Origin of the sequence: Actinophytocola sp. (genome assembly GCF_045807065.1) — a bacterium.
GTDB lineage: Bacteria > Actinomycetota > Actinomycetes > Mycobacteriales > Pseudonocardiaceae > Actinophytocola.
In genome coordinates, this window is sequence record NZ_JBJMIE010000473.1 from 18,351 (window position 1) to 39,448 (window position 21,098).

General features: G+C 69.2%; 19 protein-coding genes, 2 tRNA genes and 1 pseudogene. 14 read left to right on the top strand and 8 right to left on the bottom strand.

The annotated features are described in order from the left end of the window. Positions 1-77: 77 nt before the first annotated feature. From ACJ73U_RS27625 to ACJ73U_RS27645, 5 genes and pseudogenes are all read right to left on the bottom strand, one after another. Positions 78-611 (bottom strand): pyridoxamine 5'-phosphate oxidase family protein, encoded by a 534-nt coding sequence (locus ACJ73U_RS27625; RefSeq protein WP_407780641.1) that lies wholly within the window; start codon positions 609-611, stop codon positions 78-80. Positions 612-654: 43 nt separating this feature from the next. After that, complete coding sequence (locus ACJ73U_RS27630; protein ID WP_407780642.1) at positions 655-1,746, bottom strand: serine hydrolase domain-containing protein; 1,092 nt, start codon at positions 1,744-1,746, stop codon at positions 655-657. 188 nt (positions 1,747-1,934) lie between these two features. Further along, a complete protein-coding gene (locus ACJ73U_RS27635) occupies positions 1,935-2,339 on the bottom strand; it encodes an ester cyclase (protein WP_407780643.1) in 405 nt (134 codons plus the stop codon). Between the two features lie 110 nt (positions 2,340-2,449). Next, positions 2,450-2,749: pseudogene (locus ACJ73U_RS27640) on the bottom strand (IS256 family transposase); the annotation flags it as partial. 1,050 nt (positions 2,750-3,799) lie between these two features. Continuing rightward, on the bottom strand, positions 3,800-4,927 hold the full coding sequence (locus tag ACJ73U_RS27645; protein WP_407780644.1) for a hypothetical protein: 1,128 nt from the start codon (positions 4,925-4,927) through the stop codon (positions 3,800-3,802). Positions 4,928-5,098: 171 nt separating this feature from the next. Between ACJ73U_RS27645 and ACJ73U_RS27650 the strand changes: the two genes are divergently transcribed. The 4 genes from ACJ73U_RS27650 to ACJ73U_RS27665 are packed head-to-tail and all read left to right on the top strand — an operon-like array spanning position 5,099 to position 8,450. Then, the gene (locus ACJ73U_RS27650; protein ID WP_407780645.1) at positions 5,099-5,749 is read left to right on the top strand and encodes a YdcF family protein; all 651 of its coding nucleotides are present in this window, start codon (positions 5,099-5,101) and stop codon (positions 5,747-5,749) included. Positions 5,750-5,758: 9 nt separating this feature from the next. Beyond that, complete coding sequence (locus tag ACJ73U_RS27655; RefSeq protein ID WP_407780646.1) at positions 5,759-7,045, top strand: deoxyguanosinetriphosphate triphosphohydrolase; 1,287 nt, start codon at positions 5,759-5,761, stop codon at positions 7,043-7,045. 20 nt (positions 7,046-7,065) lie between these two features. Then, positions 7,066-7,347 (top strand): hypothetical protein, encoded by a 282-nt coding sequence (locus ACJ73U_RS27660; protein WP_407780647.1) that lies wholly within the window; start codon positions 7,066-7,068, stop codon positions 7,345-7,347. Continuing rightward, entirely contained in the window at positions 7,344-8,450 is a 1,107-nt protein-coding gene (locus ACJ73U_RS27665) for a serpin family protein (RefSeq protein ID WP_407780648.1), read from the top strand. The genes ACJ73U_RS27660 and ACJ73U_RS27665 overlap by 4 nt, the downstream gene beginning before the upstream one ends. 105 nt (positions 8,451-8,555) lie before the next feature. Here ACJ73U_RS27665 and ACJ73U_RS27670 read toward each other — a convergent pair whose 3' ends face one another. After that, entirely contained in the window at positions 8,556-9,491 is a 936-nt protein-coding gene (locus ACJ73U_RS27670; RefSeq protein WP_407780660.1) for a sigma-70 family RNA polymerase sigma factor, read from the bottom strand. A 35-nt stretch (positions 9,492-9,526) separates the two neighbouring features. On the opposite strand from ACJ73U_RS27670, the gene dnaG reads away from it, so the two are divergent. From dnaG to ACJ73U_RS27685, 3 genes are read left to right on the top strand one after another with little or no spacing between them, the layout of a single operon-like run. Next, a complete protein-coding gene (gene dnaG / locus ACJ73U_RS27675) occupies positions 9,527-11,428 on the top strand; it encodes a DNA primase (RefSeq protein ID WP_407780649.1) in 1,902 nt (633 codons plus the stop codon). Beyond that, positions 11,425-11,958 (top strand): hypothetical protein, encoded by a 534-nt coding sequence (locus ACJ73U_RS27680; protein WP_407780650.1) that lies wholly within the window; start codon positions 11,425-11,427, stop codon positions 11,956-11,958. Before dnaG ends, ACJ73U_RS27680 begins: the two co-directional genes overlap by 4 nt. 37 nt (positions 11,959-11,995) lie before the next feature. After that, positions 11,996-12,760: a trans-aconitate 2-methyltransferase gene (locus ACJ73U_RS27685; protein WP_407780651.1), complete on the top strand. Its 765-nt coding sequence runs from the start codon at positions 11,996-11,998 to the stop codon at positions 12,758-12,760. A 49-nt stretch (positions 12,761-12,809) separates the two neighbouring features. Here the strand turns inward: ACJ73U_RS27685 and ACJ73U_RS27690 are convergent, their stop codons facing one another. Continuing rightward, positions 12,810-14,969: an MMPL family transporter gene (locus tag ACJ73U_RS27690; protein WP_407780652.1), complete on the bottom strand. Its 2,160-nt coding sequence runs from the start codon at positions 14,967-14,969 to the stop codon at positions 12,810-12,812. Positions 14,970-15,110: 141 nt separating this feature from the next. Between ACJ73U_RS27690 and ACJ73U_RS27695 the strand changes: the two genes are divergently transcribed. Next, positions 15,111-15,698, top strand: a complete 588-nt coding sequence (locus ACJ73U_RS27695; protein ID WP_407780653.1) for a TetR/AcrR family transcriptional regulator — start codon at positions 15,111-15,113, stop codon at positions 15,696-15,698. Between the two features lie 27 nt (positions 15,699-15,725). After that, positions 15,726-16,607, top strand: a complete 882-nt coding sequence (locus tag ACJ73U_RS27700) for an SMP-30/gluconolactonase/LRE family protein (RefSeq protein WP_407780654.1) — start codon at positions 15,726-15,728, stop codon at positions 16,605-16,607. A gap of 610 nt (positions 16,608-17,217) precedes the next feature. Here ACJ73U_RS27700 and ACJ73U_RS27705 read toward each other — a convergent pair. Next, positions 17,218-17,290: transfer RNA gene (locus tag ACJ73U_RS27705), tRNA-Asn, on the bottom strand. A 127-nt stretch (positions 17,291-17,417) separates the two neighbouring features. Between ACJ73U_RS27705 and ACJ73U_RS27710 the strand changes: the two genes are divergently transcribed. From ACJ73U_RS27710 to ACJ73U_RS27730, 5 genes are all read left to right on the top strand, one after another. Next, the gene (locus tag ACJ73U_RS27710; protein ID WP_407780655.1) at positions 17,418-17,651 is read left to right on the top strand and encodes a hypothetical protein; all 234 of its coding nucleotides are present in this window, start codon (positions 17,418-17,420) and stop codon (positions 17,649-17,651) included. Then, positions 17,626-18,636 (top strand): adenosine deaminase, encoded by a 1,011-nt coding sequence (add, locus tag ACJ73U_RS27715; RefSeq protein ID WP_407780656.1) that lies wholly within the window; start codon positions 17,626-17,628, stop codon positions 18,634-18,636. The genes ACJ73U_RS27710 and add overlap by 26 nt, the downstream gene beginning before the upstream one ends. Continuing rightward, positions 18,637-18,710 (top strand) — tRNA-Ile (locus tag ACJ73U_RS27720). 808 nt (positions 18,711-19,518) lie between these two features. Further along, positions 19,519-20,127: a glycoside hydrolase family 11 protein gene (locus ACJ73U_RS27725; protein ID WP_407780661.1), complete on the top strand. Its 609-nt coding sequence runs from the start codon at positions 19,519-19,521 to the stop codon at positions 20,125-20,127. A 34-nt stretch (positions 20,128-20,161) separates the two neighbouring features. Beyond that, the gene (locus ACJ73U_RS27730) at positions 20,162-20,842 is read left to right on the top strand and encodes a polysaccharide deacetylase family protein (RefSeq protein WP_407780657.1); all 681 of its coding nucleotides are present in this window, start codon (positions 20,162-20,164) and stop codon (positions 20,840-20,842) included. Positions 20,843-21,098 lie beyond the last annotated feature (256 nt).

Below are 21,098 nucleotides of genomic sequence, written 5' to 3' on the forward strand. Positions count from 1 at the left end.
CCCGGTGGGGGCGGCTGGTCGGGAGGTCGCCGTCGAGGGCGGAGGAGCTGGCGGCGTGAGCAGCCGGCGCTGTGCCCTCAGCTCCACCGGTAGCGAGTCTGGGACGACTCGCTGCCGGTGACGAAGGCGAACCCCTTGTCCGGCTGGACCCGGTAGAGCTGGACACTCCCGGTCCGAACGGCGTCGCCCAGTTGGTACCAGGTTCCGTCCTCGCGGGTGAGCTGCCAGCCATAGGCCTGTTCGAAGGCGGTCGCCACGGCTTGCCTGGTGGCCTGGTCGGTGACCAGGCTCGCAGTGCCTTCGATGACGTAGTCCATGCCGGTCAGGGTGTCTGTTCCGCTGGTCAGCGCGCAGTGCTGGTTGGCGCTGAGGTTCCTGGCCTTCTGCTCGTCGTCACCGGTGGTGAACCACATCGCGCCGAGTGCCCAGATCGCCAGCAGCGGTGTCACGTGGGGGCGGCCATCCTGGCGCACCGTGCACAGCTGGAACTTCTGGATCCGGCGCAGTGCCCACTCCGTAGCCTCCCACGGCGTCGGGCTGGCGCCTGGCGAGGAGAACGGACCGAGGCTGGTCTGCGGCGCGGTCGAGTCGTCGGCAGTATGAGTGGACATGACTTTCTCCTTGTGATCGTCCCGGCGCGTCGGCGGGTGCCGCTCAGCGCGTCCCGGTGAGATGGTCGGCCAGGATCGTGGTGACCGACAGCGCGGTGTCGAAGTTCGGCACGAGCCGGGTTTTCGTCAGCGCGAAGGCGACCCTCCGCGCGGGGTCCGCGTAGGCGTAGCTCCCGCCCCCACCCGGCCATCCGAATGCGACGGAGCTCTCCTCGGCGGGAGCGCCCAGCCTGCCGATCGGGAAGCCCAGCGCCATCCGCGCCGGAGTGCCGAACACCTGATCCGTACCCTCGAACGCGAGCGCGGACAGCTCCGCCAACCGCGCGGAGTCCACGAGCTCGCCTCGCAGCACGGCGTTGAACATCGCGGCAAGACCGTGCGCGGTGGCGGTGCACACCGACGGTATGTCGGCGCGCAGGATCTCGTCGTTGTTGCCGAAATCCGCACTCGGCTGGTTCTCCCACGGCGCGAGGATCGCATCACCGTCGTCTGGGTAGGTAGGCCATTGCCGCGCCTGCTGCTCCAGACGCGCCAACCCCGGCAGCGACTCCTTCGGAGCGGCGAAGTAGAGCTGCCCCTCGATACCGAGTGGCGCGGTGATCCACTCACGCAGCAGCTCGCACATGGACCGCCCCGTCGCACGGCGGGCCAGTTCGCCGACGAGGTAGCCGAAGGTGTAGGAGTGATAGCCCATGGCGGCGCCCGGCCGCCAGCGCGGCTCGGCGGCGGCCAGCGACGCACACACCCTGGACCAGTTCGGAAGGTCGCCCGCCGTGATCTCGCGCGGCATGGCCGGAAGGCCGACCGTGTGGGTCAGCACGTGCCGCAGCGTCGCCGTGGCCTTGCCGTGCACACCGAACTCGGGCCAGAGATCCGTGACCGGACTGTCGTAACCGAGGAAACCCTGCGCGACGAGCAGATGCGCCAGCGTGGCCGCCACGTTCTTGCCGGTGGAGAAGCTGAAGATCGGCGTGCCGGAGGTGACTGGCCGCCCGGTGGCCGAGTCGGCCGTGCCGGCCACCGCGTCGACGACCAGCGCGCCGTCCTGGTAGACCGCGACCTGCACACCGGTCTCCGCACCGGTATCGACCAGCGTGTCGAGATGACGCTGAATCCGTTCCTGTAGCTCACTCATCGCCATCCTCGTCACTTCCCCGGACCGCGTGGAGGAATCACCCCTCCGACGGCGGAGGGTGGTGTGCCGCCCGCCCGTGCCCTCCTGGGCAGCATGCCAAATCGACCGCTGCGGCGCTGGCCAACGCGCCAGCCGCGCATATCCGCCACGCGACACGGCGAGCAATTGTCAATACCTGGGTGAAGTTTTCAGCGTGGTGGTTGGTTCTGCTGGTAGGTCCACATCTCGGCCATGAGGCCGTTGAGGGGGCGGATCAGCCAGATCAGGTGGCCGGGTGAGTTGGTGGTCTGTTGCGGCTGGCCAATCGAGCCCACGACGGCGATGAGGTCGTTGTCGCTCAGGATGCTGTGGATGGTGAAGTGCAGGTCCGGACGTGCGGCCCGGATGGTCTGCACGGCCTGTTTGACGCCGGCGGGTCCGCCGACCTCGGGGTGGGCATGGTCGACCCAGTCGGGGTGCAGGATCTGGTCGGCGATCGTGGTGTCGCCGGTGTTCCACATGTCGAAGTAGCGCATGACCACGCTGCGCGCCGATCCGTCGTCCATCGAGGTGTCCCCGTTCCTGATACTGATGACGTTGACTGGGTTGATCATGCCGCTTCCGGTGTTGGCCGGAGTCGGGCTGGGCGGGCGCTCGACGAGCTTGTCCCGGTCGAAGCGCACGCCGGCGGCACGAGATCCCCCGACGAGAGACCATGCAGCTACAGCAGCGGCAGGACCTCGGTGATCTTCGGGGTTTCGCGCGCCCACGGCGGCAGGATCGCCGAGGTGAACCGCATCCGCTCGCCGGTGTCGGGGTCGATGCGCTTGTCGTCGACCCGCGACGCGGTCACCTCCACCGCCCCCGCGGAAGTGACCACCTCGCGGGACTCGTGGTAGCCGTCGTGCACCACCAGGCGGTGGCCGCGCTCGCCGACGAACCGTGCGATACAGGCGTCCACCTCGGATTGCAGGGCCTCGGCCGGCATCCGGCGTGCACCCTCGCGTACGATCTCATCGATCAACGACGACGAGCCGGCAGGACGACTCTCAACGCCAGCAGCAGGATCAGGGCTACGGTGAGCACCGGGCCGTACCTTCCCGGCCGACGTTGGCGCGTCGACCATGCTTGGAATCTTCATCCGGCCACCGGGAAGGAACGCCCCTTCCCAGCCATCCACAGGTTCCGAGCATTCCTCCGACACGGCAGGAGTCGACTTGTGCCGAAGGACCGTCACCGTTCGACGGCGAGCTGCTCGGGCTGCGGATCACGGAGCCGCGTCACGGCAACCCTCCTGCGGCCGCACGTCACCGAGGGGAAGCAGTCGTTGGTGGTGACCGATTACGATCGGCGGGTGCTGTCTGCAACAGGTGCGGCGAAGGCAGGTCCGGGCAGGTCGCGGAGACCGGGTGTGCGATGGTGCGCTTTGTCCTGATTGGACTCCTTTCGGTTGGGCGGTTTTGAGGTCATGCGGCGGCTTCCTCCGGGGTTGGGCGGGGGATGGACAGCAGTTGGCGTTCCTCCGGGGTTGGGGTCAGGGTTGTGATCAGGCGGGTGCTCAGTGGTGGGGGTTGCTGGTTCAGTTGGGCTATCAGGGTTCTCAGGCGGGTGGCTGCCCTGCGGTTGGTCATGACCTGGGGGACGTCACGGCTTGCCAGGAGTTGAGGGGCCTCCCGGGGCTGGAAGTTGTCTTGGGGCTGTGTCGTGTGTTGGGGCCGTGAGTTGTCTTGGGGCTCGGGGTTGCCTTGGGTCTTGGAGATGCCTTGAGATTGTGGGGTGTCTTGGGGCTGGGAGGTGTTGTGAGGTTGTGAAGCGTCTTGAGGTTGGGAGGTGTGTCGGGGTTGTGGGGTGTCTTGAGGTTGGGAGGTGTCATGGGGCTGTGCGGTGTCTCGGGGGTGGGAGTTGTCTTGGGAGGGAGAGTTGTCTTGAGGTGGAGCCGGGTCGTGGGGCTGCGAGGCTTCGTGGAGCTGCGAGGCTTCCTGGGGTTGAGAGCTGTCCTGGAGCCGTGTGCTGTTCTGGAGTCGGGTGGTGTGGAGCCGTGTGGTGTTCTGGGGTTGGGTGGTGTTCTGGCGTGTCAGGGCTCGGGAGTCTTCGGGGTGGAGTGGGTGGGGTGAGTGGTTTCCTGGGGGTGCTGGGCTTCCGGGTCGGGAGCTTTCTGGAGTGTTTGGTCGGGACGAGGCTCCGGTTTGGGGGTCTTGTTGAGCGGAGTGGGTGTCGGGGGTGTTGAGCGTTTGGGTTTCGGCGGGTTGCACTGGGCTTTTACCTCCGGTTTCGGGCGGGCCTTGGCTCGTTCGTAGGCGGCGCGGAGTAGGGCGGCCACTCTGGACGGTTCTTCGCGTAGTTGGGTTGGGGACGTGTGCACCACCAGGACGCCGTGTGCGGTGAGGCGGGCCGCTCTTGTCAGGGCGGCTGTGGCGTCCACCGGGGACAGGTCGAACGCGTACGAGTCGACCTCCCAGGCCAGGCCCACCTCGTCCCACCAGGCGTCTGCCGTCGCTATGTGGGTGTCGTTCGGGGAGGTGATCGGGACTTGCCACTCGGGCATGGGTAGGCCTGCCTGCTGCACCAGGCGCTTGGCCCAGACCCGTGCCATGGAGCGGACCTTGTCGTCTATCTCCGCCAGTTTTCGTCGGGGGAGGGTCAGGCCTCTGCCGCCTGCTCGGTCCAGCTCGTCGCGCAGGGTTGCCGGGGTCACCTTTCCCTTGTAGATGGTTTCGGCCAGTAGGTCCTCCACGTGTTTGGACACCTTGGTCCTGCGTACGGTGTCCACTGTGGCTCGCGGGAGTGGGGCCACTGGGAAGCCGTTCACCAGCAGTGCTTCGGGGAGCTGTTGGGTACGGTCGAAGTAGACCCCGTCCACCAGCCTGGGTTGTCGGCGGTGGGCCGGCATCAGTATGTGGATCGAGGACTGGAGTTGGGCGCCGGACATCCCGTGCAGCTTCAGCGCATCCAGGCCGGTCAGTACCGCCCCCGTGCCGGCCGCCTTCAGGGCCGCGTGGATGCGCTGCGTTCGGTTCGGCGGCTCGTCGGTCAGCAGGATCAGGTTCGGTTCCAGGCGTTGCCATGGACCGCCCGGTTGGCAGCGCTCGGAGATGGCATGTGCGGACACGCCCAGCGCGTGCAGTTCTCGCACCGGGGCGAGCAGGTGGTCGAAGACGGTGGGGATGGCGTCGAGGTTGAGGGCGGCGCGGTTGTGGGTCATGGGACAAGCAAAGCGGGTGGGGGAGGGGGTGGCCAGCGGGGAAGATCAAGATGTGGATAAGTGGATGGGTTGTGGATAACTCCTGGTCAGGGAGCCGCCGAGGAGCCGCTGGTGTCGGTGGTCGCGGGTAGTATCCGACGTTTGCTGTCCGTATCTGGAAGGATGGGTCCGGTGAACCCGGGAGAGCCGAGACCTGCGCGCCGCTTCCTGCGGCGTCTCGTGCTCGGCGTGCTGCTGGTCGGCGTGCTCGTCGTCGGTGGCACCGGCTTCCGGGTCTGGCAGGTCGGCCGTGTCGACGACCGGTCCACGGCGGACGTGGTGCTCGTGCTCGGTGCGGCCCAGTACGACGGCACCCCGTCCAAGGTGCTCGAGGCCCGGCTCCGGCACGCCAAGAACCTCTACGACCAGCGCGTCGCCCCCTACATCGTGACCACCGGCGGCAACCGGCCAGGCGACCTCTACACCGAGGCCACCGCGGGTGTTCGCTGGCTCACCGAGCACGGGGTGCCCCAGAACAGGGTCATCCCGGTCGCCGAGGGCAACGACACCCTCGGCAGCCTCAGGGCCGCCGCCGAGCGCATCCACGAGCGGGGCTGGCGGACCGCGGTGATCGTGAGCGACCCGTGGCACTCGCTGCGGGCCAGGACCATGGCCTCCGACGTGGGCCTCGACGCCTGGACGTCGCCGACGCACAGCGGTCCGATCGTCCAGACGAGACAGACCCAGATCCGCTACATCTTCTACGAGACGGCCGCGCTCCTGTACTACCGCGCGACCAGGGCGCCGGCCGACGGCGCCGGAGATGTCGGTGCGGACAAGTAGCCTCCGGCCATGACCATCGGGTACGGCGAGCACGACACCGCTCGCCTTGTCGCTGAGCAGGAGAAAGACGCCCTGCTGGCCGACGCGTGGCCGTCGCGCCGCAGCCCTTTCGACCGCGACCGGGCGCGCGTGCTGCACTCGGCCGCCCTGCGCCGCCTGGCCGGCAAGACGCAGGTCGTCGGGCCCGGCGAGGGCTCGGAGGTCAGCGGTGTGCCGCGCACCCGGCTCACCCACTCGCTTGAGGTCGCGCAGATCGGCCGGGGCATCGCCGAGGAGCTGGGCTGCGACCCGGACGTCGTCGACCTCGCCGGCCTCGCCCACGACATCGGCCACCCGCCCTTCGGGCACAACGGCGAGCGCGCGCTCGACGAGGCCGCCCGGACGTGCGGCGGGTTCGAGGGCAACGCGCAGACCCTGCGGATCCTCACCCGACTCGAGCCCAAGATCGCCGACCGCGGCCTCAACCTCACCCGCGCCTCGCTCGACGCCGCCACCAAGTACCCGTGGCCACGCACCGCCGGCACGGTCAAGTTCGGCGTCTACGAGGACGACCGGCCCGTCTTCGACTGGCTCCGAGATGGCGCGCCGGCCCGAAGGCGCTGTCTCGAGGCGCAGATCATGGACTGGGCCGACGACGTCGCCTACTCGGTCCACGACGTGGAGGACGGCGTACGCGCAGGGCGTATCTCGTTGGCCGAGCTGACCGATCCGGTCGAGCTGGCGGCGGTCGCCGAGCTGGCGGCCAAGCACTTCAGCCCCGAGCCGGTGTCCGGACTGGAGGACGCGGCGCGGGATCTGGTGCGGTTGCCGGTCGTGGCCGACGTGACGGTCGCCGGGTACGACGGTTCGCTCGGCGCCCAGGTCGCGCTCAAGCGGCTGACGAGCGAACTGGTCGGCCGGTTCGTCTCGGCCGCCGTCACCGGGACGCGCCGCGCGCACGGCGACGGCGCACTGACCCGGTACAACGCCGATCTCGTCATCCCGCCGCGGGTGGCGGCCGAGGTGGCGCTGCTGAAGGCGGTCGCGCTGCGGTACGTGATGAGCGACCCGCAGCGGCTCGCGCTCCAGGCCCGGCAACGGGAGCTGCTCGGCGAGTTGGTGGCGGTGCTGATCCGGCGCGCACCGGACGCGTTGGAGCCGGTGTTCGTGCCCGCCTGGAGGGCCGCCGCGAGCGATGCCGGCCGGCTGCGCGTGGTGGTCGACCAGGTGGCCTCGCTGACCGACGCCCAGGCGGTCAGCTGGCACCGGGCGTTCGTCGGCGGACAAGAGGGGAGTGACGTGGCACACTCGACGTGAACCGGGGAGGAGCCACCAGCATGGCCAGAGACGAAGCGAAGCGACCGGCGGACGAGAAGGGCCGGCGCCGCGGCAAGGTGGCCCGGCGCCTCGCGTACCGGAGCCCCAAGCGCGAGCCCGTGCCGGCCACCGGCACGAAGGACTTCGACCCGAGGTTCGGTGACGACGGCGGCGATGACGCCGGCTCGGCCGGTGTGCGCGAGCCGCGGCACCCGAAACCGTTGGGGCCACGAGCCGACGCGGGGGAGCTGCCCACGCCTCAGCCGCAGTTCGCGGTCACGCTGCCGGATCCGCGCCGGTGACGCACCTCGCGTTCACGCTCAACCTGCACCGGGTCACCGCGCCCGACCTGACCGCCAACGCGTGCTGGTCGCCGTTCTCGGTCGCGAGCGCGCTGGGGCTGCTCACGCAGGGCGCCCGCGGGATGACCCGTGACGAGCTGGCGTTCGTGCTCACCGGCGAGAAGTCCGGTGACATCGGACAGCTCGGTGCGCTGCTGCAGCGTGCGGGCGTCCTCGCGCCGGCCCGCGACAACGAGGACGAGCCGGTCATCGCCGTGGCCAACACGCTCTGGACCGACGAGTCGGTCGAGGTCCTGGCCTCGTTCGTCGATGAGCTGGGGCGCTGGTCGAACGGGGTGGTCCAGAGTGCACCGTTCCAGCAGGACCCGGGAGGAGCCCGCCAGCTGATCAACCTGGACATCGCCAAGACGACCAGGGACCTCATCCCCGAGCTGCTGCCGCCGGGCGCGATCACCGCGGAGACGGTGTCGGCGCTGGTCAACGCGCTCTACCTGAAGTGCGCGTGGCGGTTCCGGTTCACCGAGGGCGCCACCACACCGCTGCCGTTCCACGCCCCGGGCGGGACGGTCGAGGTGCCGACGATGGCGCTGTCCGAGCGGGTCGGCCACGCGGCCACGGACGGCTGGCAGGTCGTCCGGCTTCCCGCGATCGGCGGGGTCGAGGCCGCCGTGCTGCTGCCCGACGGTGACCTCGCGAGCGCCGAGCCGGAGCTGGACGCCGACCTGCTGGCCAACCTGCTCGACGCGCCACGCCCGCGGCAGGTCAACCTGCTGCTGCCCAAGGTGACGGTGCGGACGCAGGTCGAGCTGGCGGACCCGCTCATCCAGCTCGGCGTGCACACGGTGTTCACCAACGCCGCGGACCTCAGTGGGATCACCGCCGCGCGGATCGCGGTCCAGCGGGTGCTGCACGAGTCCGTGCTCAAGATCGACGAGCAGGGCTTCGAGGGCGCCGCGGCCACCGCGGTCATGATGCGCATGGTCTCGATGACGACGGACAAGCCGATCGAGGTGCACGTGAACCGCCCGTTCCTGCTCGTGGTGCGCCACCAGGAGACCGGTGTCGTGTACTTCCTCGCTCGGGTCAGCAACCCTGCCCCATAACGGCACTCCTCCTCGTCCACACCTCACCGACCCACACGCGTCAGGAACGGCTCGCGCGATGACGACCACGCCGGTGAGCGTCGTGCCGCCTGCCGGAAGCCGACCTCAGAGCCGGACGTGCGTGAGCTTGTCGGGATTGGCGATGTCGTAGATCCGCCGGATCCGCCCGTCGCGCATCTCGAACGTCGTGACCCTCCGGCTGAGCGCGCGGAAGCCCGGCTCCGCGGGCAGCTCCGGGAACATCACCCCGAGATCGCCGTTGACCAGCACCAGTTCGCCGGTGGTGAGCCGGTGCACGCCGTACATCCTGGCCAGACCCGCCAGGAACCGGGTGATCTTGTCGGAACCGACGATGTGCCGGCGGGCGGTGGAGGCCTTGCCGTCGCTGTCGCCGATGAGCACGGCGTCCGGGTGCAGTGCCGCGACCACGCCGTCCAGGTCGCCGCTCGCGAGCGCGGTCACCAGCTTCTCCACGACCGCCCGCTGCTCGGCCAGGTCGGTGGGGTCCGGCACTTCCGCGTCCGCCACCGCGCGCCGGCCGCGGGACGCGTGCTGCCGCGCGGTCGCCTCGCTCACGCCGAGGAGGCCGGCGATCTCGCCGAACGGCACCGAGAACGCGTCGTGCAGCACGAACGCGATCCGCTGCTCCGGTGTCAGCTTGTCCAGTACCACCAGCGCGGCCAGCCGCACCTGCTCGTCCCGCACGACCGTCTCGAGCGGGTCATCGCTCGGCGGGGTGACGAACGGGGTCACGACCGGTTCCGGCAGCCACGGCCCGACGTACCGCTCCCGCCGCGCCGCGGCCGAGCGCAGGCGGTCGAGGCAGATCCGGCCGACGACCGTGGTGAGCCAGCCGCGCAGGTCCTGGATCTGCGCGCGCCGGCTCTCGTCGAGCCCGGACAGCCGCAGCCACGCCTCCTGCACCGCGTCCTCGGCGTCGGAGATCGTGCTGGTCAGTCGGTACGCCACGCCGATCAGGTGTCCCCGGTGCGACGAGAACTCCTTGGCGAGGACCTCGTCGGTGGTTGTCACACCCCCGATCCTACTGTCGGTGGGGACGCCTAAACTCGGGCAACGTGGCAGGACGGATCCGGGAAAGCGACATCGCGCAGGTCCGCGACCGCAGTCGGATCGACGACCTCGTGGGTGAGTACGTGTCGTTGCGCCGTGCCGGTGGCGGCGCGCTGAAGGGCCTGTGCCCGTTCCACGACGAGAAGACCCCGTCGTTCAACGTGCGGCCCACGCACGGCACGTTCCACTGCTTCGGCTGCGGCGAGGGCGGCGACGTCATCGCGTTCCTGATGAAGATCGACCACCTGAGCTTCGTGGAAGCGGTCGAGCGGCTCGCCGAACGCGGTGGCATACAGCTGACCTACGAAGGCGGCGCACCGACCCGGCAGCGGGACAAGGGCACCAGGACCCGGCTGGTCGACGCGCACAAGGCCGCCGCGGAGTTCTACGCCGACCAGCTGACGACCCCCGACGCGATCGCGGCCCGCGAGTTCCTGGCCGAGCGCGGGTTCGACCAGGCCATGGCCCTGCAGTTCGGCTGCGGCTATGCCCCGGCCGGCTGGGACAAGCTCACCAAGCACCTGCTGGGCCGCGGGTTCGACCTCCAGGAGCTGATCAAGGGCGGGCTCTCGCGGGAGGGTCGGCAGGGGCCGATCGACCGGTTCCACCGCAGGCTGCTGTGGCCGATCAGGGACCTCGGCGGCGACGTCGTCGGCTTCGGCGCGCGGCGGCTGTACGACGACGACCAGATCCAGGCCAAGTACCTCAACACCAGTGAGAGCCCGATCTACAAGAAGTCGCAGGTGCTGTTCGGGCTGGACCTCGCCAAGCGCGAGATCGCGCGCCGGCACCAGGTCGTGGTAGTGGAGGGCTACACGGACGTCATGGCCATGCACGCGTCCGGCGTGCCCACCGCGGTCGCCTCCTGCGGCACGGCGTTCGGCACCGAGCACATCACCGTGCTGCGCCGGCTGCTCATGGACGACGACGCGTTCCGCGGCGAGGTGATCTTCACCTTCGACGGCGACGAGGCGGGGCAGAAGGCCGCGCGCAAGGCCTTTGACGAGGACCAGAGGTTCGCCGCGCAGACGTTCATCGCGATCGCTCCGGACGGTCAGGACCCGTGCGAGCTGCGGCAGTCCAAGGGGGAGCCCGCGGTCCGCGACCTGATCGCCCGCCGGCGCCCGCTGTTCGAGTTCGCGATCAAAACTGAGCTGGCCGACCACAACCTGGACAACGCGGAGGGCCGGGTCGAGGCGTTGCGCCGGACGGTGCCGATGGTGGCGCGGATCAAGGACTCCTCCCTGCGGGACGAGTACGCCCGCCAGCTCGCCGGCTGGGTCGGCTGGGAGGACACGGCGACCGTCGTGCGCCGCGTGCGGGAGTCCGCGGGCGGCCGGCCCGCGCCGACGGGTTCGCGGGGCAAACCGGCCGACCCCAACCAGGGCGCGCTCGCCGTCGACGTCGATGGACCACCGCGGCCGAACCCGCGTGACCCGCAGTTGCACGTCCAGCGCGAGGTGATCAAGCTGGCGCTGCAGGAGCCCGCGTTCGCCGGGCCGATGTACGACTCGCTGCCGCTGGAGGTGTTCACCCATCCCGCGTACGCGGAGCTGCACCGGGCCGTGCTGCAGGCGGGCGGCACGGCCAGCGGGCTCGCGGGTGCGGAACTGCTCGACGCGGTCAGCAAGTGCTGTACGGCCGGCACGGTGCGGTCGCTGGTCACCGAGCTGGCCGTCGAAGCCATCCCGGCCAGGCAGAACATGCTCGACCGGTACGCCTCGGGGATGCTCGCCGCCCTGCAGCGGCAGCTGCTCGCGGGGCAGATCGCGGACATCAAGTCGCGGTTGCAGCGGCTGTCACCCATCGAGGAGCCGGACGAGGCCCGCACGCTCTGGGGCGACCTGGTCGCGCTGGAGCAGTACTACAAGGCGCTCGGCGAACAGGCGGCTGGAGGTCTCTCATGACCCTGTTCCGCAGGCTGCTCGACAAGATCGTCGGCGACGGGACGCCGCCGGACTTCGCGGGCACGCTCGAGCCGCATGAGAGCGTCGCCAGCGTGGCCGAGGTGCGGACCGGCGGCTACCTGGTCGCGACGTCGCTCGGGTTGTGGGTGCCCACCGAGGACGGGCCGCGGCGCATCGGCTGGCACATGCTCACCAAGGTCACCTGGGGCGACGGCGAGCTGGTCGTCATCGAGGCGGACGAGGTCGGCACGGCCGGCGAGGCGGTGCTGCTGAAGGATCGGCCGGCCCGGCGGTACCCGCTGGTCGATCCGGGCAAGCTGCCGCACGCCGTGCACCAGCGGGTGACCGGGTCGATCCGGTCGCGCCACCACCGGGACCTGCCCGGCGGCGGGGCGTGGTTCGTGCAGCGCAAGGTGCCGGGGCGAGACGGGATCGTGTTGCAGGTGCGGCCGGACCCGGGGACCGACCAGGACGCGGTGCGTGCGTTGGCCGCGGAGGTGGCCGAGAGGATCCGCGAGGCGCTAGAGTAAGCAGTACGTACGTACGGTTTGCTGTGGAGGATGCGTCATGTGGGATCCCCAGAAGTACCTGGCGTTCGACGACCACCGCTCGCGGCCGTTCTTCGACCTCATCGCTCGGATCTCCGCCGAGGCGCCCCGCCGCGTCGTCGACCTGGGCTGCGGACCGGGTCACCTGACTCTCGCCCTGGCACAGCGCTGGCCGTCCGCCGTCGTGGAGGCGTCCGACTCGTCGCCCGAGATGGTGTCGGCGGCACGGGAACGCGGGATCGACGCGACCGTGCTCGACGTTCGGGAGTGGCAGCCGGCCGCGGACACCGATGTCGTGGTGACGAACGCGGTGCTGCAGTGGGTGCCCGGACACGACGAACTGCTGGCGCGATGGGTCAAGCGGCTGCCGCACGGCGCATGTCTGGCGCTGCAGGTACCGGGCAACTTCGACGCGCCGTCCCACGTGCGCACGCGGGAACTGGCCGCCTCGGACGCGTGGCGCGACCGGCTCGACTCGGTAGTGCTGCGCGAGGAGGACGCGGTGCTCGATCCCGCCGGGTACGCGGCGCTGCTGTCCGACGCGGGCTGCGAGGTCGACGCCTGGGAGACCACCTACGTCCAGCGCCTGACCGGCGAGGACCCCGTCCTGGAGTGGATCACCGGCACCGCACTGCGCCCGATCCGCAACGCCCTCCCCGACGACGACTGGCAGCGGTTCCGCGCCGAGCTGGCCTCGACACTACGCGCCGAGTACCCGCGACGCGCCGACGGCACTACCTGGTTCCCGTTCCGCCGCGTCTTCGCCGTGGCCCGAGTGCCATGAAAGGCGCTGTCGAGACGTTCAATGTCCCGACAGCGCCTTCCGTGACGGGTTACGCGACTGGAGCTGGGTCGCGTCGTTCCGTTGGGGGTTTGGCCGTCGCGCGGTCGCTGTGGCCGGGCCACCAGGCGGCGTGGCCCAGCAGTGCCGTCACGCTCGGGACCAGGAACATCGACATCACGAACGCCGCCAGCAGGATGCCGAGTGAGACCGCGAAGCCCATCTCCATCAGGAAGGACACGCCGGCCAGCAGCATGGAGGCGAAGGTGCCGGCCAGGATGACGCCCGCCGCGCCGACGGACGGGCCGCCGTGTTCCACCGCGAGGTCGGCGGCCGTGCGTGGGTCGTGGCCCTCCTTGGCCTCCTCGCGTAGTCGGGCGATCATCAGGATGTTGTAGTCCGTGCCGATCGCCACCACGAACAGGTACACGAGCATCGGCAGCATGAACGACACGCCCGCGCGGTCACCGATGCCCTGGAACGCGATCACGGTCGCGCCCATCGTGCTGAAGAAGCCCAGCACCACGGCCAGCATCAGGTAGATCGGCGCCACGATGCTGCGCAGCATCAGCCCCAGCACGATCGCGATGAGCACGCCGGCGACCGGGAAGATCACCCACAGGTCCCGGGTGTTGGCGTCCCGGACGTCGGCGAACACCGACGACAGGCCGCCGACGTAGGCCCTGGTGCCATCCGGGGCACGGGAGTGCGCCACGTCCCGCAGCGGGCCGCCGGCCAGGTCGAGCGACTCGTTCGCGTACGGGCTGGTGTCCAGCAGCAGGTCGATCTTGGCGATGTTCCCGGCCTTGTTGGTCGTGAACGGGAGGCCGGTCGGTCCCGGCATCGCACCGCCGACACCCGGCACGTCCTGCAGCTCCTGGGCGTACCTCGTGAGCGCCTTCTGGTCGAGCGTGCCGCTGTCGGCCTTCACGTACACCGACGTCGGGTTCAGCGCGCCGGTCGGGAAGCCCAGCTGCATGTAGACCAGGCCGCGGGCCGACTCGGTGTCGCTCGGCAGCTGGCCGGTCTGGTCGTAGTCGGTGTTGAAGCCGATCATGCCCAGCGCCAGCGCCACCATCACGCCGCCGGACGCGACCGCCACCACCGCCGGCCGGCGGCCGGTGAACTTGCCGAGCCGCTGGAACACCGACCCCTTCGGCGCGCGCTGCCAGGACTTCGACGGCCAGAACACCTTGGTGCCGAGCAGGGAGACCACGGCCGGGATGAGCGTGACCGCCGCGAGTGCCATCAGCGCCACCGCGATCGACAGTCCGGGACCGAAGCTCGTGAACGCGCCGAACACGGCCAGCAACAACGCCATGAACGCGATGATGATCGCCGCCGCAGCGGACGCGATGACCTCGCCGACCCGGGCGACGGCGGCGACCAGCGCGGTCTTCGGGTCGTCGCCGTCGCGCAGCCGTTCCCGGAAGCGGAACAGCAGGAACACGATGTAGTCCGTGCCGACGCCGAACAGCACGATCGTCATCACGATCTGCACCGACTGGTCGACCTGGAAGTCGAACGCCTGCGCGAGCCACGCGACCAGCCCCGGCGCGATGGCGCTGACCAGGCCGACGGTGAAGATCGGCAGCAGTGCGGCGAGCGGGCTGCGGTAGATCAGCAGCAGCAGGCCGATGATCAGCACGATCGTGGCCGCGCCGACGATCAGCAGCGCGGTGTTGAACGCGTCGGAGTTGTCCGCCTGCATGGCGACCTGGCCGGTGACCGCGTACTCCAGGCTGGAACCCCGCAGCGCCTTGGTCGCCTGTGCGCGGATGTCCTTGACCGCGTCGACGAGCGCTGGGTCGTCGGGCCGCCCCTTGAGGCCGACGTTGACCAGCTGCACCTTGTTGTTGCGGGACAGGAACTGCTTGCCGGTCACCACCCGCTCGACGTGGTCGATGCGTGCGCCCTCGAGCGTCGTGGCGAGGTCGCCGACCGAGCTCTGGTCACCCCCGGTCAGCACCTGGCTGTCCTGCCGCTTGACCACGATCGTGGCGGTCGCCTGGGTGCTCTGGCCGAACGCCTGCCCCGCCACCTGGTTCGCCTGGATGGACTCGTAGTCCGCCGGCAGGAAGTTGGCCTGGTCGCTGTTGGTCACGTCGGACAGCGTCGGCGCGAAGGCCACGATCGCGATGGTGATCAGCACCCAGCCCGCGATCACTTTCCACGGGTTGTGCACGACCAGGCGTCCCAGTCGTTCGAACATTGTTCCTCCCCTGTCAGTGCCGCCCCCGGGTGATACGGCGCGCACAGTCTACCTGCCGACCGGTAGGTGAGATCGTCTGAGGCTCCCCGTTCGCGGAAAGGTAACGTGGGTGGGCTGAGAAAGTGCTGAGGAGGAACGCGGATGGACGGGGACACCCGCGAGACGATTCGTGCGGTAGCCCTGGAGCTGTTCTCCACCAAGGGCTTCGAGCAGACGAGCCTGCGGGAGATCGCCGAACGCGTCGGGCTGACGAAGGCCTCGCTGTACTACCACTACTCGTCGAAGCAGGCACTGTTGTTGGCGGTCGTGGAGCCGGTGCTCACCGGCTGGCGCGCGATCGCCGAGGACGCCGCGCCGCTGGAACACACGCCGACGAACGTGCGCCACGTCGTGGAGCGGTGCCTCGACGTACTGCTGCGCAACCGGGCGATCGTCGGTGTCTTCCAGCGGGATCCGGCCGGTGTGGCGCTGGTGGCCAAGTCGCTGTGGGAGGACTCGCTGACGCTGGGCCGCAGGCTCGTCGGGTGGCTGGCCGGCCCGGCGCCGACCACGGCAGAGCAGCTGCGCGCGGTGGCCGCGATGGAGGTGCTCGGCTCGGTGCTGGCCGCGTCGAACTACGGGGTCGAGGCGGCGGAGGCGGAGCTGCGTGACGTGCTGCTACAGGCCACGCTCGACGTCCTCCGACTGCCAACTGAACCCGGAGAGTCCGGAATGCGTAACGTCGTGTGACCCTGTCTCCCACGCTAGGACTCTCTGATGTTTCGACGCGTTGGTGTTGCACTGGCTGCTCTGCTCGTCCTGTCCCCGGCGGTCGCGTCCGCCGCGCCCGCGTTACCGGCGACCATCACCCTGCCGGCGGGTTTCCGCCCGGAGGGGGTGGCGATCGGGTCCGCCCCGGTCGCGTTCTTCGGCTCGCTCGCGAACGGGGACATCTACCGGGTCGACCTGAAGACCGGCGCGGGCCGCGTCATCAGTGAGGGCCCCGGCACGTCGTCGGTGGGGCTGAAGCTCGACGGGCGCGGCCGGCTGTACGTGTCGGGTGGTGCCGCGGGTGACGCGCGGGTGGTCGACACGCGGACCGGTGCGGTGCTCGAGAGCCACCAGCTGGCGACGGGCACGACGTTCATCAACGACGTCGCGCTGGTGGGCGGCTCGGCGTGGTTCACCGACTCGAACAACCCCGTGCTGTACCGGCTGACCTGTGGAACGGTCACGAACGTCCCGATCACCGGGGACTTCGTGTACGCCGAGGGCATGAACGCCAACGGCATCGCGCCGACCCCGGACGGTCGCGGTCTGCTGGTGGTGCAGTCGAACACGGGCAAGCTGTTCCGCGTCGGCTTCGACGGCGTGTCCCGCCAGGTGGCGCTGGACTACATCCTCACCAACGGCGACGGCCTGTTGCTGTCGGGGCGCACGCTGTACGTGGTACAGAACCGGTTCAACATGGTGGCGGTGCTGCAACTGGACCGCCGCGGGACGAGCGCGTCCCTGGTGAGGACGGTGACGGACCCGAGGTTCGACGTCCCGACGACGATGGCGTCCTTCGGAAACCGGCTGTACCTGCCGAACGCCCGCTTCACCACGACGCCGACCCCCACCACCGAGTACACAGCGGTAGCGATCCCAAAGCCGTAATTTCGACCCGATCGTGTGACGCGGGGAGCCACCCCCCGGCTCCCCGCAGTCCCACCCCCATGGACAACGAAGACCGAGCACACCGGTACGCAAGAGCCGACGAGTTCATCCGCCGACTACGAGAAGCCGCCCCCGACCTCCCAGAAGAGCAACTGGAAAACATCCGCCGCACCGCAGCGGGCGACCCACCCCTCAACCAATGACACCAATGACACCGATTCATCAAAAAACCCACACCAGCTGATCCGATGATCAACCATCCACCCTTGGCCAAAACCAACCAGGCCGAGCCGAACCAACCAGGCCGAGCGAACCGATCAGGCCTGGTCGAGCCGACCAGGCTGGGTCGAAACCAACCAGGCCGAGCCGAACCAACCAGGCCGAGCGAACCGATCAGGCCTGGTCGAGCCGACCAGGCTGGGTCGAAACCAACCAGGCCGGGTCGAAACCAACCACCCTTGGTCGAAACCAAACCACGCTGGGTCGAAACCAAACCACGCTGGGTCGAAACCGACCGCACCGTGGGGGCTGCGGGGGTCGCCCCCGCAAAATAACGCAGGCCGACCCAGCGAAGGTGCAAAGCACCGAGCAGGGGTCGGCCAGAGGCCTGCTCCTCCAGCTGGACTCGAACCAGCAACCCTTCGATTAACAGTCGAATGCTCTGCCAATTGAGCTATGGAGGATCGCCGTCGGACTCGGTCCGACGAGTTGTAACTCTAGCGCACGGGTTTGGACCCTCCTGCAGAGGGGGAAGCTGTGGGGGAAGATGGTGCCAGAGCAGCTGGCCGAGCCATGGGAGGCGAGGACGACATGAAGGCGTTCATCCTGGGCGCCGCGATCGGGTACGTGCTGGGGGCGAAGGCCGGTCGGGGTCGGTACGACCAGATCATGCGGACGTACCGCAAGATCGCCGATCACCCCGCCGTGCAGGGCGCTGCCGGCATCGCGCGGGCCAAGGTCGGGGAGAAGACCGGCCTCGGCCGCACCAAGGGCACGGCGCAGCAGAGCAACGGTCTGCGTGAGCCAGCCTTCGCCAAGCCGTGACCTGCGGGAGCTGCCGAAGGCGCAGCTCCATCTACACCTGACGGGCGCCATGCGGCCGGCCACGCTCGCTGAGCTGGCCGGCCGCTATGGCATCGTCGTGCCACCGCCACTGCCGACGGCGGCCGGCACCTGGGGGGCTTTCCAGGATCGCTACGACGCGTCCCGCACCGCGCTCCGCACGCCGGCGGACATCCAGCGGGTGATCGTCGAGGCGGCGACGGACGACGCCGCCGACGGCTGCGGCTGGCTGGAGATCCAGGTCGACCCGACGTCGTACGCGCCGGTGTTCGGCGGTCTCGAGCCGGCGCTGGAGGCCGTGCTCGCCGGCGCCGCCGCGGCGCCGATCCCGGTCGGGGTGCTGGTGGCGTCCAGCTGGCGCCGGTCACCGTCACACGCCGTGACCCTGGCGCGCCTGGCCGCGCGGTACGCCGGCGACGGCGTGGTCGGGTTCGGACTGTCGAACGACGAGCGCGGGGCTTCGGTGGCGGACTTCGCGCCGGCGTTCACCCTCGCCCGCGACGCCGGGTTGCTGGCCGCACCCCACTCGGGCTTCTACACCCCGGCGACGCACGTGCGGGACTGCGTGGAGCTTCTCGGCGCCAGCCGGATCGGGCACGGCACGTCAGCCGCGACCGACCCGGTGGTTGTCGAGCTGCTGGCGTCGCGTGGGGTGGCGCTGGAGATCTGCCCGACGTCGTACCCGCCGTTCGGCGTGCACGAACTGTCGGCGATCCCCGTCACGACGTTCCTGGCCGCCGGCGTGCCGATCGCGGTGTCCACCGATGACCCGCTGCTGTTCGGCGTGGGACTGGCGGGACAGTACGAGATCCTGCGGTCGTCACTGGGGCTGACGGACGAGGACCTCGCCACCATCGCGGCGGGCGGCATCCAGGCGTCGGCTGCACCGCCGGCCGAGAAGTCCCGCCTGCTGGCGGAGGTCACCGCCTGGCTGGACACCCCAGCCAGTAACCTATGCGACGACTGAGGGGCGGTAGCTCAGTCGGTTAGAGCAGACGACTCATAATCGTTTGGCCGTGGGTTCGAGCCCCACCCGCCCCACGACCTCTGGCCGACCCTGCTCGCTTGCTGTCGCAAGCTCGCCGGGTCGGTCGTCATTATTCTGCGGGGGCGACCCCCGCAGGCCCCACGGTGCGGGTGGTTTCGACCCGGCTTGGTCCGGTTGCGTAGTGGTGTCGTTGGCTCGGCGTTGTGGTTCCTATGCTGGTCGTTTGGCTCACGACCTCTGGCCGGTTCTGCTCGCTTGCTGTCGCAAGCTCGCCGGGTCGGTCGCCATTGTTTGCGGGGGCGACCCTCGCAGGCCCCACGGTGTGGGTGGTCTCGGTCCGGTGTGGTTCTGGTTCGTGTTGTGGGGTATGCGTCCCGCGGCGCGTTTGTGTGATGTGGGTGGTGGCGGTTGTTGGGATTGGGGGTTCGGAAGTTTCGGTGTGGGTTGGTGGGGGCATTGTGTTGGGGCGAGACTTTCGGGTGGGGTTGGCTTTGCTTGATCGATTATTTAGGGGTCTGAACTGGGGTGATCGGGTTCTGTTAATTTTCGGGATCTTTGTTCTAGTTCCGAAACATCACCGAAAAGTGTTGACAACTCCTTGCGGTCGGTCCAACACTGCTTGTATCGACGCGGTGCTGCCGCTGTCGGTCCGGGTTGACCACGAGGCCTGGTTCGCAGGTCGCTCTTGTGGTCGGTCCCATCCCCGCGTTGTACGACGCCGGCGGTCCACTGTGGACGTCGGTTCGTACGGCGCTGCCTGGCCGCCGTGCCAGACCTCAACGACGAGGAGGACGTACGCACATGGTTCGAGCGAGAAGTCGTGTCAGGGTGATCATCGGTGGGTTCTGCGCCGCGCTTGTCATGGCGCTGCTGCCCGGTGCCATCGCCAACGCCAGTGTGGCCGCGACCTGTTCCAGCCAGACCGGGACGAACAACGGCTACTACTACTCGTTCTGGACCGACGGTGGTGGGTCGGTCTGCATGAACTTCGGTGGTGGCGGCAACTACAGCACGCAGTGGAGCAATGTCGGCAACTTCGTTGGTGGCAAGGGATGGAGCAACGGTTCGCGGCGGACGGTGAGCTACTCGGGTAGCTTCAACCCGTCCGGCAACGCCTACCTCTCCCTCTACGGGTGGACCTCCAACCCGCTCGTCGAGTACTACATCGTCGACAACTGGGGCACCTACCGGCCGACGGGCACCTACAAGGGCACGGTCACCAGTGACGGCGGCACGTACGACATCTACGAGACGACCCGGTACAACGCGCCGTCGGTCGAGGGCACGAAGACGTTCAACCAGTACTGGAGTGTGCGGCAGTCGAAGAAGACCGGCGGCACCATCACCACCAACAACCACTTCAACGCGTGGGCCCGTGCCGGTATGAACCTCGGCAGCTTCAACTACTACATGATCCTCGCGACCGAGGGCTACCAGAGCAGCGGCAACTCCAACATCACCGTGAGCTGACCCCACTCCCCGGGCATGTGAAAGGAACCCTGCCATGCGAACGAAATCTCGCGCACTCGGCACGGGGCTGGCCGTCGCGCTGCTGACCGCGGCGACCGTCCTCGCCGGAGCGCCCGCTTCGGCACAACCCGCCGCCTGCAACGGGTACGTCGGTCTCACCTTCGACGACGGTCCGTCCAACGGCAACACCCCGAACCTGCTGAACGCGTTACGGCAGAACGGGTTGCGGGCCACGATGTTCAACGAGGGCCAGTACGCCGCGTCCTTCCCCGCCCAGGTCCGGGCCGAGGTCAGCGCGGGCATGTGGGTCGGCAACCACAGCTACACCCACCCGCACCTGACCCAGGAGAGCCAGGCGCAGGTCGACTCGGAGATCTCCCGCACACAGCAGGCGATCGCCAGCGCCGGCGGCGGCACACCGCGGCTGTTCCGCCCGCCGTACGGTGAGACGAACGGGACCGTGCAGGCCGTCGAGTCCAAGTACGGGCTGCGCCAGATCATCTGGGACGTCGACTCCCAGGACTGGAACGGCGCCAGCGTCGACGCGATCGTCGCCGCCAACAACCGCCTCACCAACGGGCAGATCATCCTCATGCACGAGTGGCCAGCGAACACGATCGCGGCGATCCCGCGCATCGCGCAGACGTTGGCCAGCAAGAACCTGTGCGCCGGGATGATCTCCCCGCAGACCGGTCGGGCGGTGGCGCCGAGCTGAGTCGAGATACCGCAGGACGACCTGAGCCGGGGCGATCGCCCCGGCTCAGGTCGTTCGCGGTCGTAGACCACGGCGATCTCGCCCAGGCCACCGGTTTCCTGATGAGTGAGTGTCGCCTTCAAACTGGGCAGCCGTCTTCGATAGGGCAGGCGGATACTGGCCCTTTTCCCATGAAGTCGCCGAGGGCGAGCGTGAGTTCTGGCGTGGATCACCAAGGGCGCTACCGGTGAGGAGGCCAGGTCAGGGTGCCGTCGGC

What these genes read in the sequence shown, in the direction of transcription:
- ACJ73U_RS27635 (WP_407780643.1), bottom strand. Translation starts at nt 2,339, where the DNA reads ATGATCAACCCAGTCAACGTCATCAGTATCAGGAACGGGGACACCTCG.
- ACJ73U_RS27660 (WP_407780647.1), top strand. Translation starts at nt 7,066, where the DNA reads ATGGCCAGAGACGAAGCGAAGCGACCGGCGGACGAGAAGGGCCGGCGC.
- ACJ73U_RS27645 (WP_407780644.1), bottom strand. Translation starts at nt 4,927, where the DNA reads ATGACCCACAACCGCGCCGCCCTCAACCTCGACGCCATCCCCACCGTC.
- ACJ73U_RS27700 (WP_407780654.1), top strand. Translation starts at nt 15,726, where the DNA reads ATGTTTCGACGCGTTGGTGTTGCACTGGCTGCTCTGCTCGTCCTGTCC.
- ACJ73U_RS27710 (WP_407780655.1), top strand. Translation starts at nt 17,418, where the DNA reads ATGAAGGCGTTCATCCTGGGCGCCGCGATCGGGTACGTGCTGGGGGCG.
- ACJ73U_RS27625 (WP_407780641.1), bottom strand. Translation starts at nt 611, where the DNA reads ATGTCCACTCATACTGCCGACGACTCGACCGCGCCGCAGACCAGCCTC.
- ACJ73U_RS27695 (WP_407780653.1), top strand. Translation starts at nt 15,111, where the DNA reads ATGGACGGGGACACCCGCGAGACGATTCGTGCGGTAGCCCTGGAGCTG.
- ACJ73U_RS27680 (WP_407780650.1), top strand. Translation starts at nt 11,425, where the DNA reads ATGACCCTGTTCCGCAGGCTGCTCGACAAGATCGTCGGCGACGGGACG.
- ACJ73U_RS27730 (WP_407780657.1), top strand. Translation starts at nt 20,162, where the DNA reads ATGCGAACGAAATCTCGCGCACTCGGCACGGGGCTGGCCGTCGCGCTG.
- ACJ73U_RS27685 (WP_407780651.1), top strand. Translation starts at nt 11,996, where the DNA reads ATGTGGGATCCCCAGAAGTACCTGGCGTTCGACGACCACCGCTCGCGG.
- ACJ73U_RS27655 (WP_407780646.1), top strand. Translation starts at nt 5,759, where the DNA reads ATGACCATCGGGTACGGCGAGCACGACACCGCTCGCCTTGTCGCTGAG.
- ACJ73U_RS27630 (WP_407780642.1), bottom strand. Translation starts at nt 1,746, where the DNA reads ATGAGTGAGCTACAGGAACGGATTCAGCGTCATCTCGACACGCTGGTC.
- ACJ73U_RS27725 (WP_407780661.1), top strand. Translation starts at nt 19,519, where the DNA reads ATGGCGCTGCTGCCCGGTGCCATCGCCAACGCCAGTGTGGCCGCGACC.
- ACJ73U_RS27690 (WP_407780652.1), bottom strand. Translation starts at nt 14,969, where the DNA reads ATGTTCGAACGACTGGGACGCCTGGTCGTGCACAACCCGTGGAAAGTG.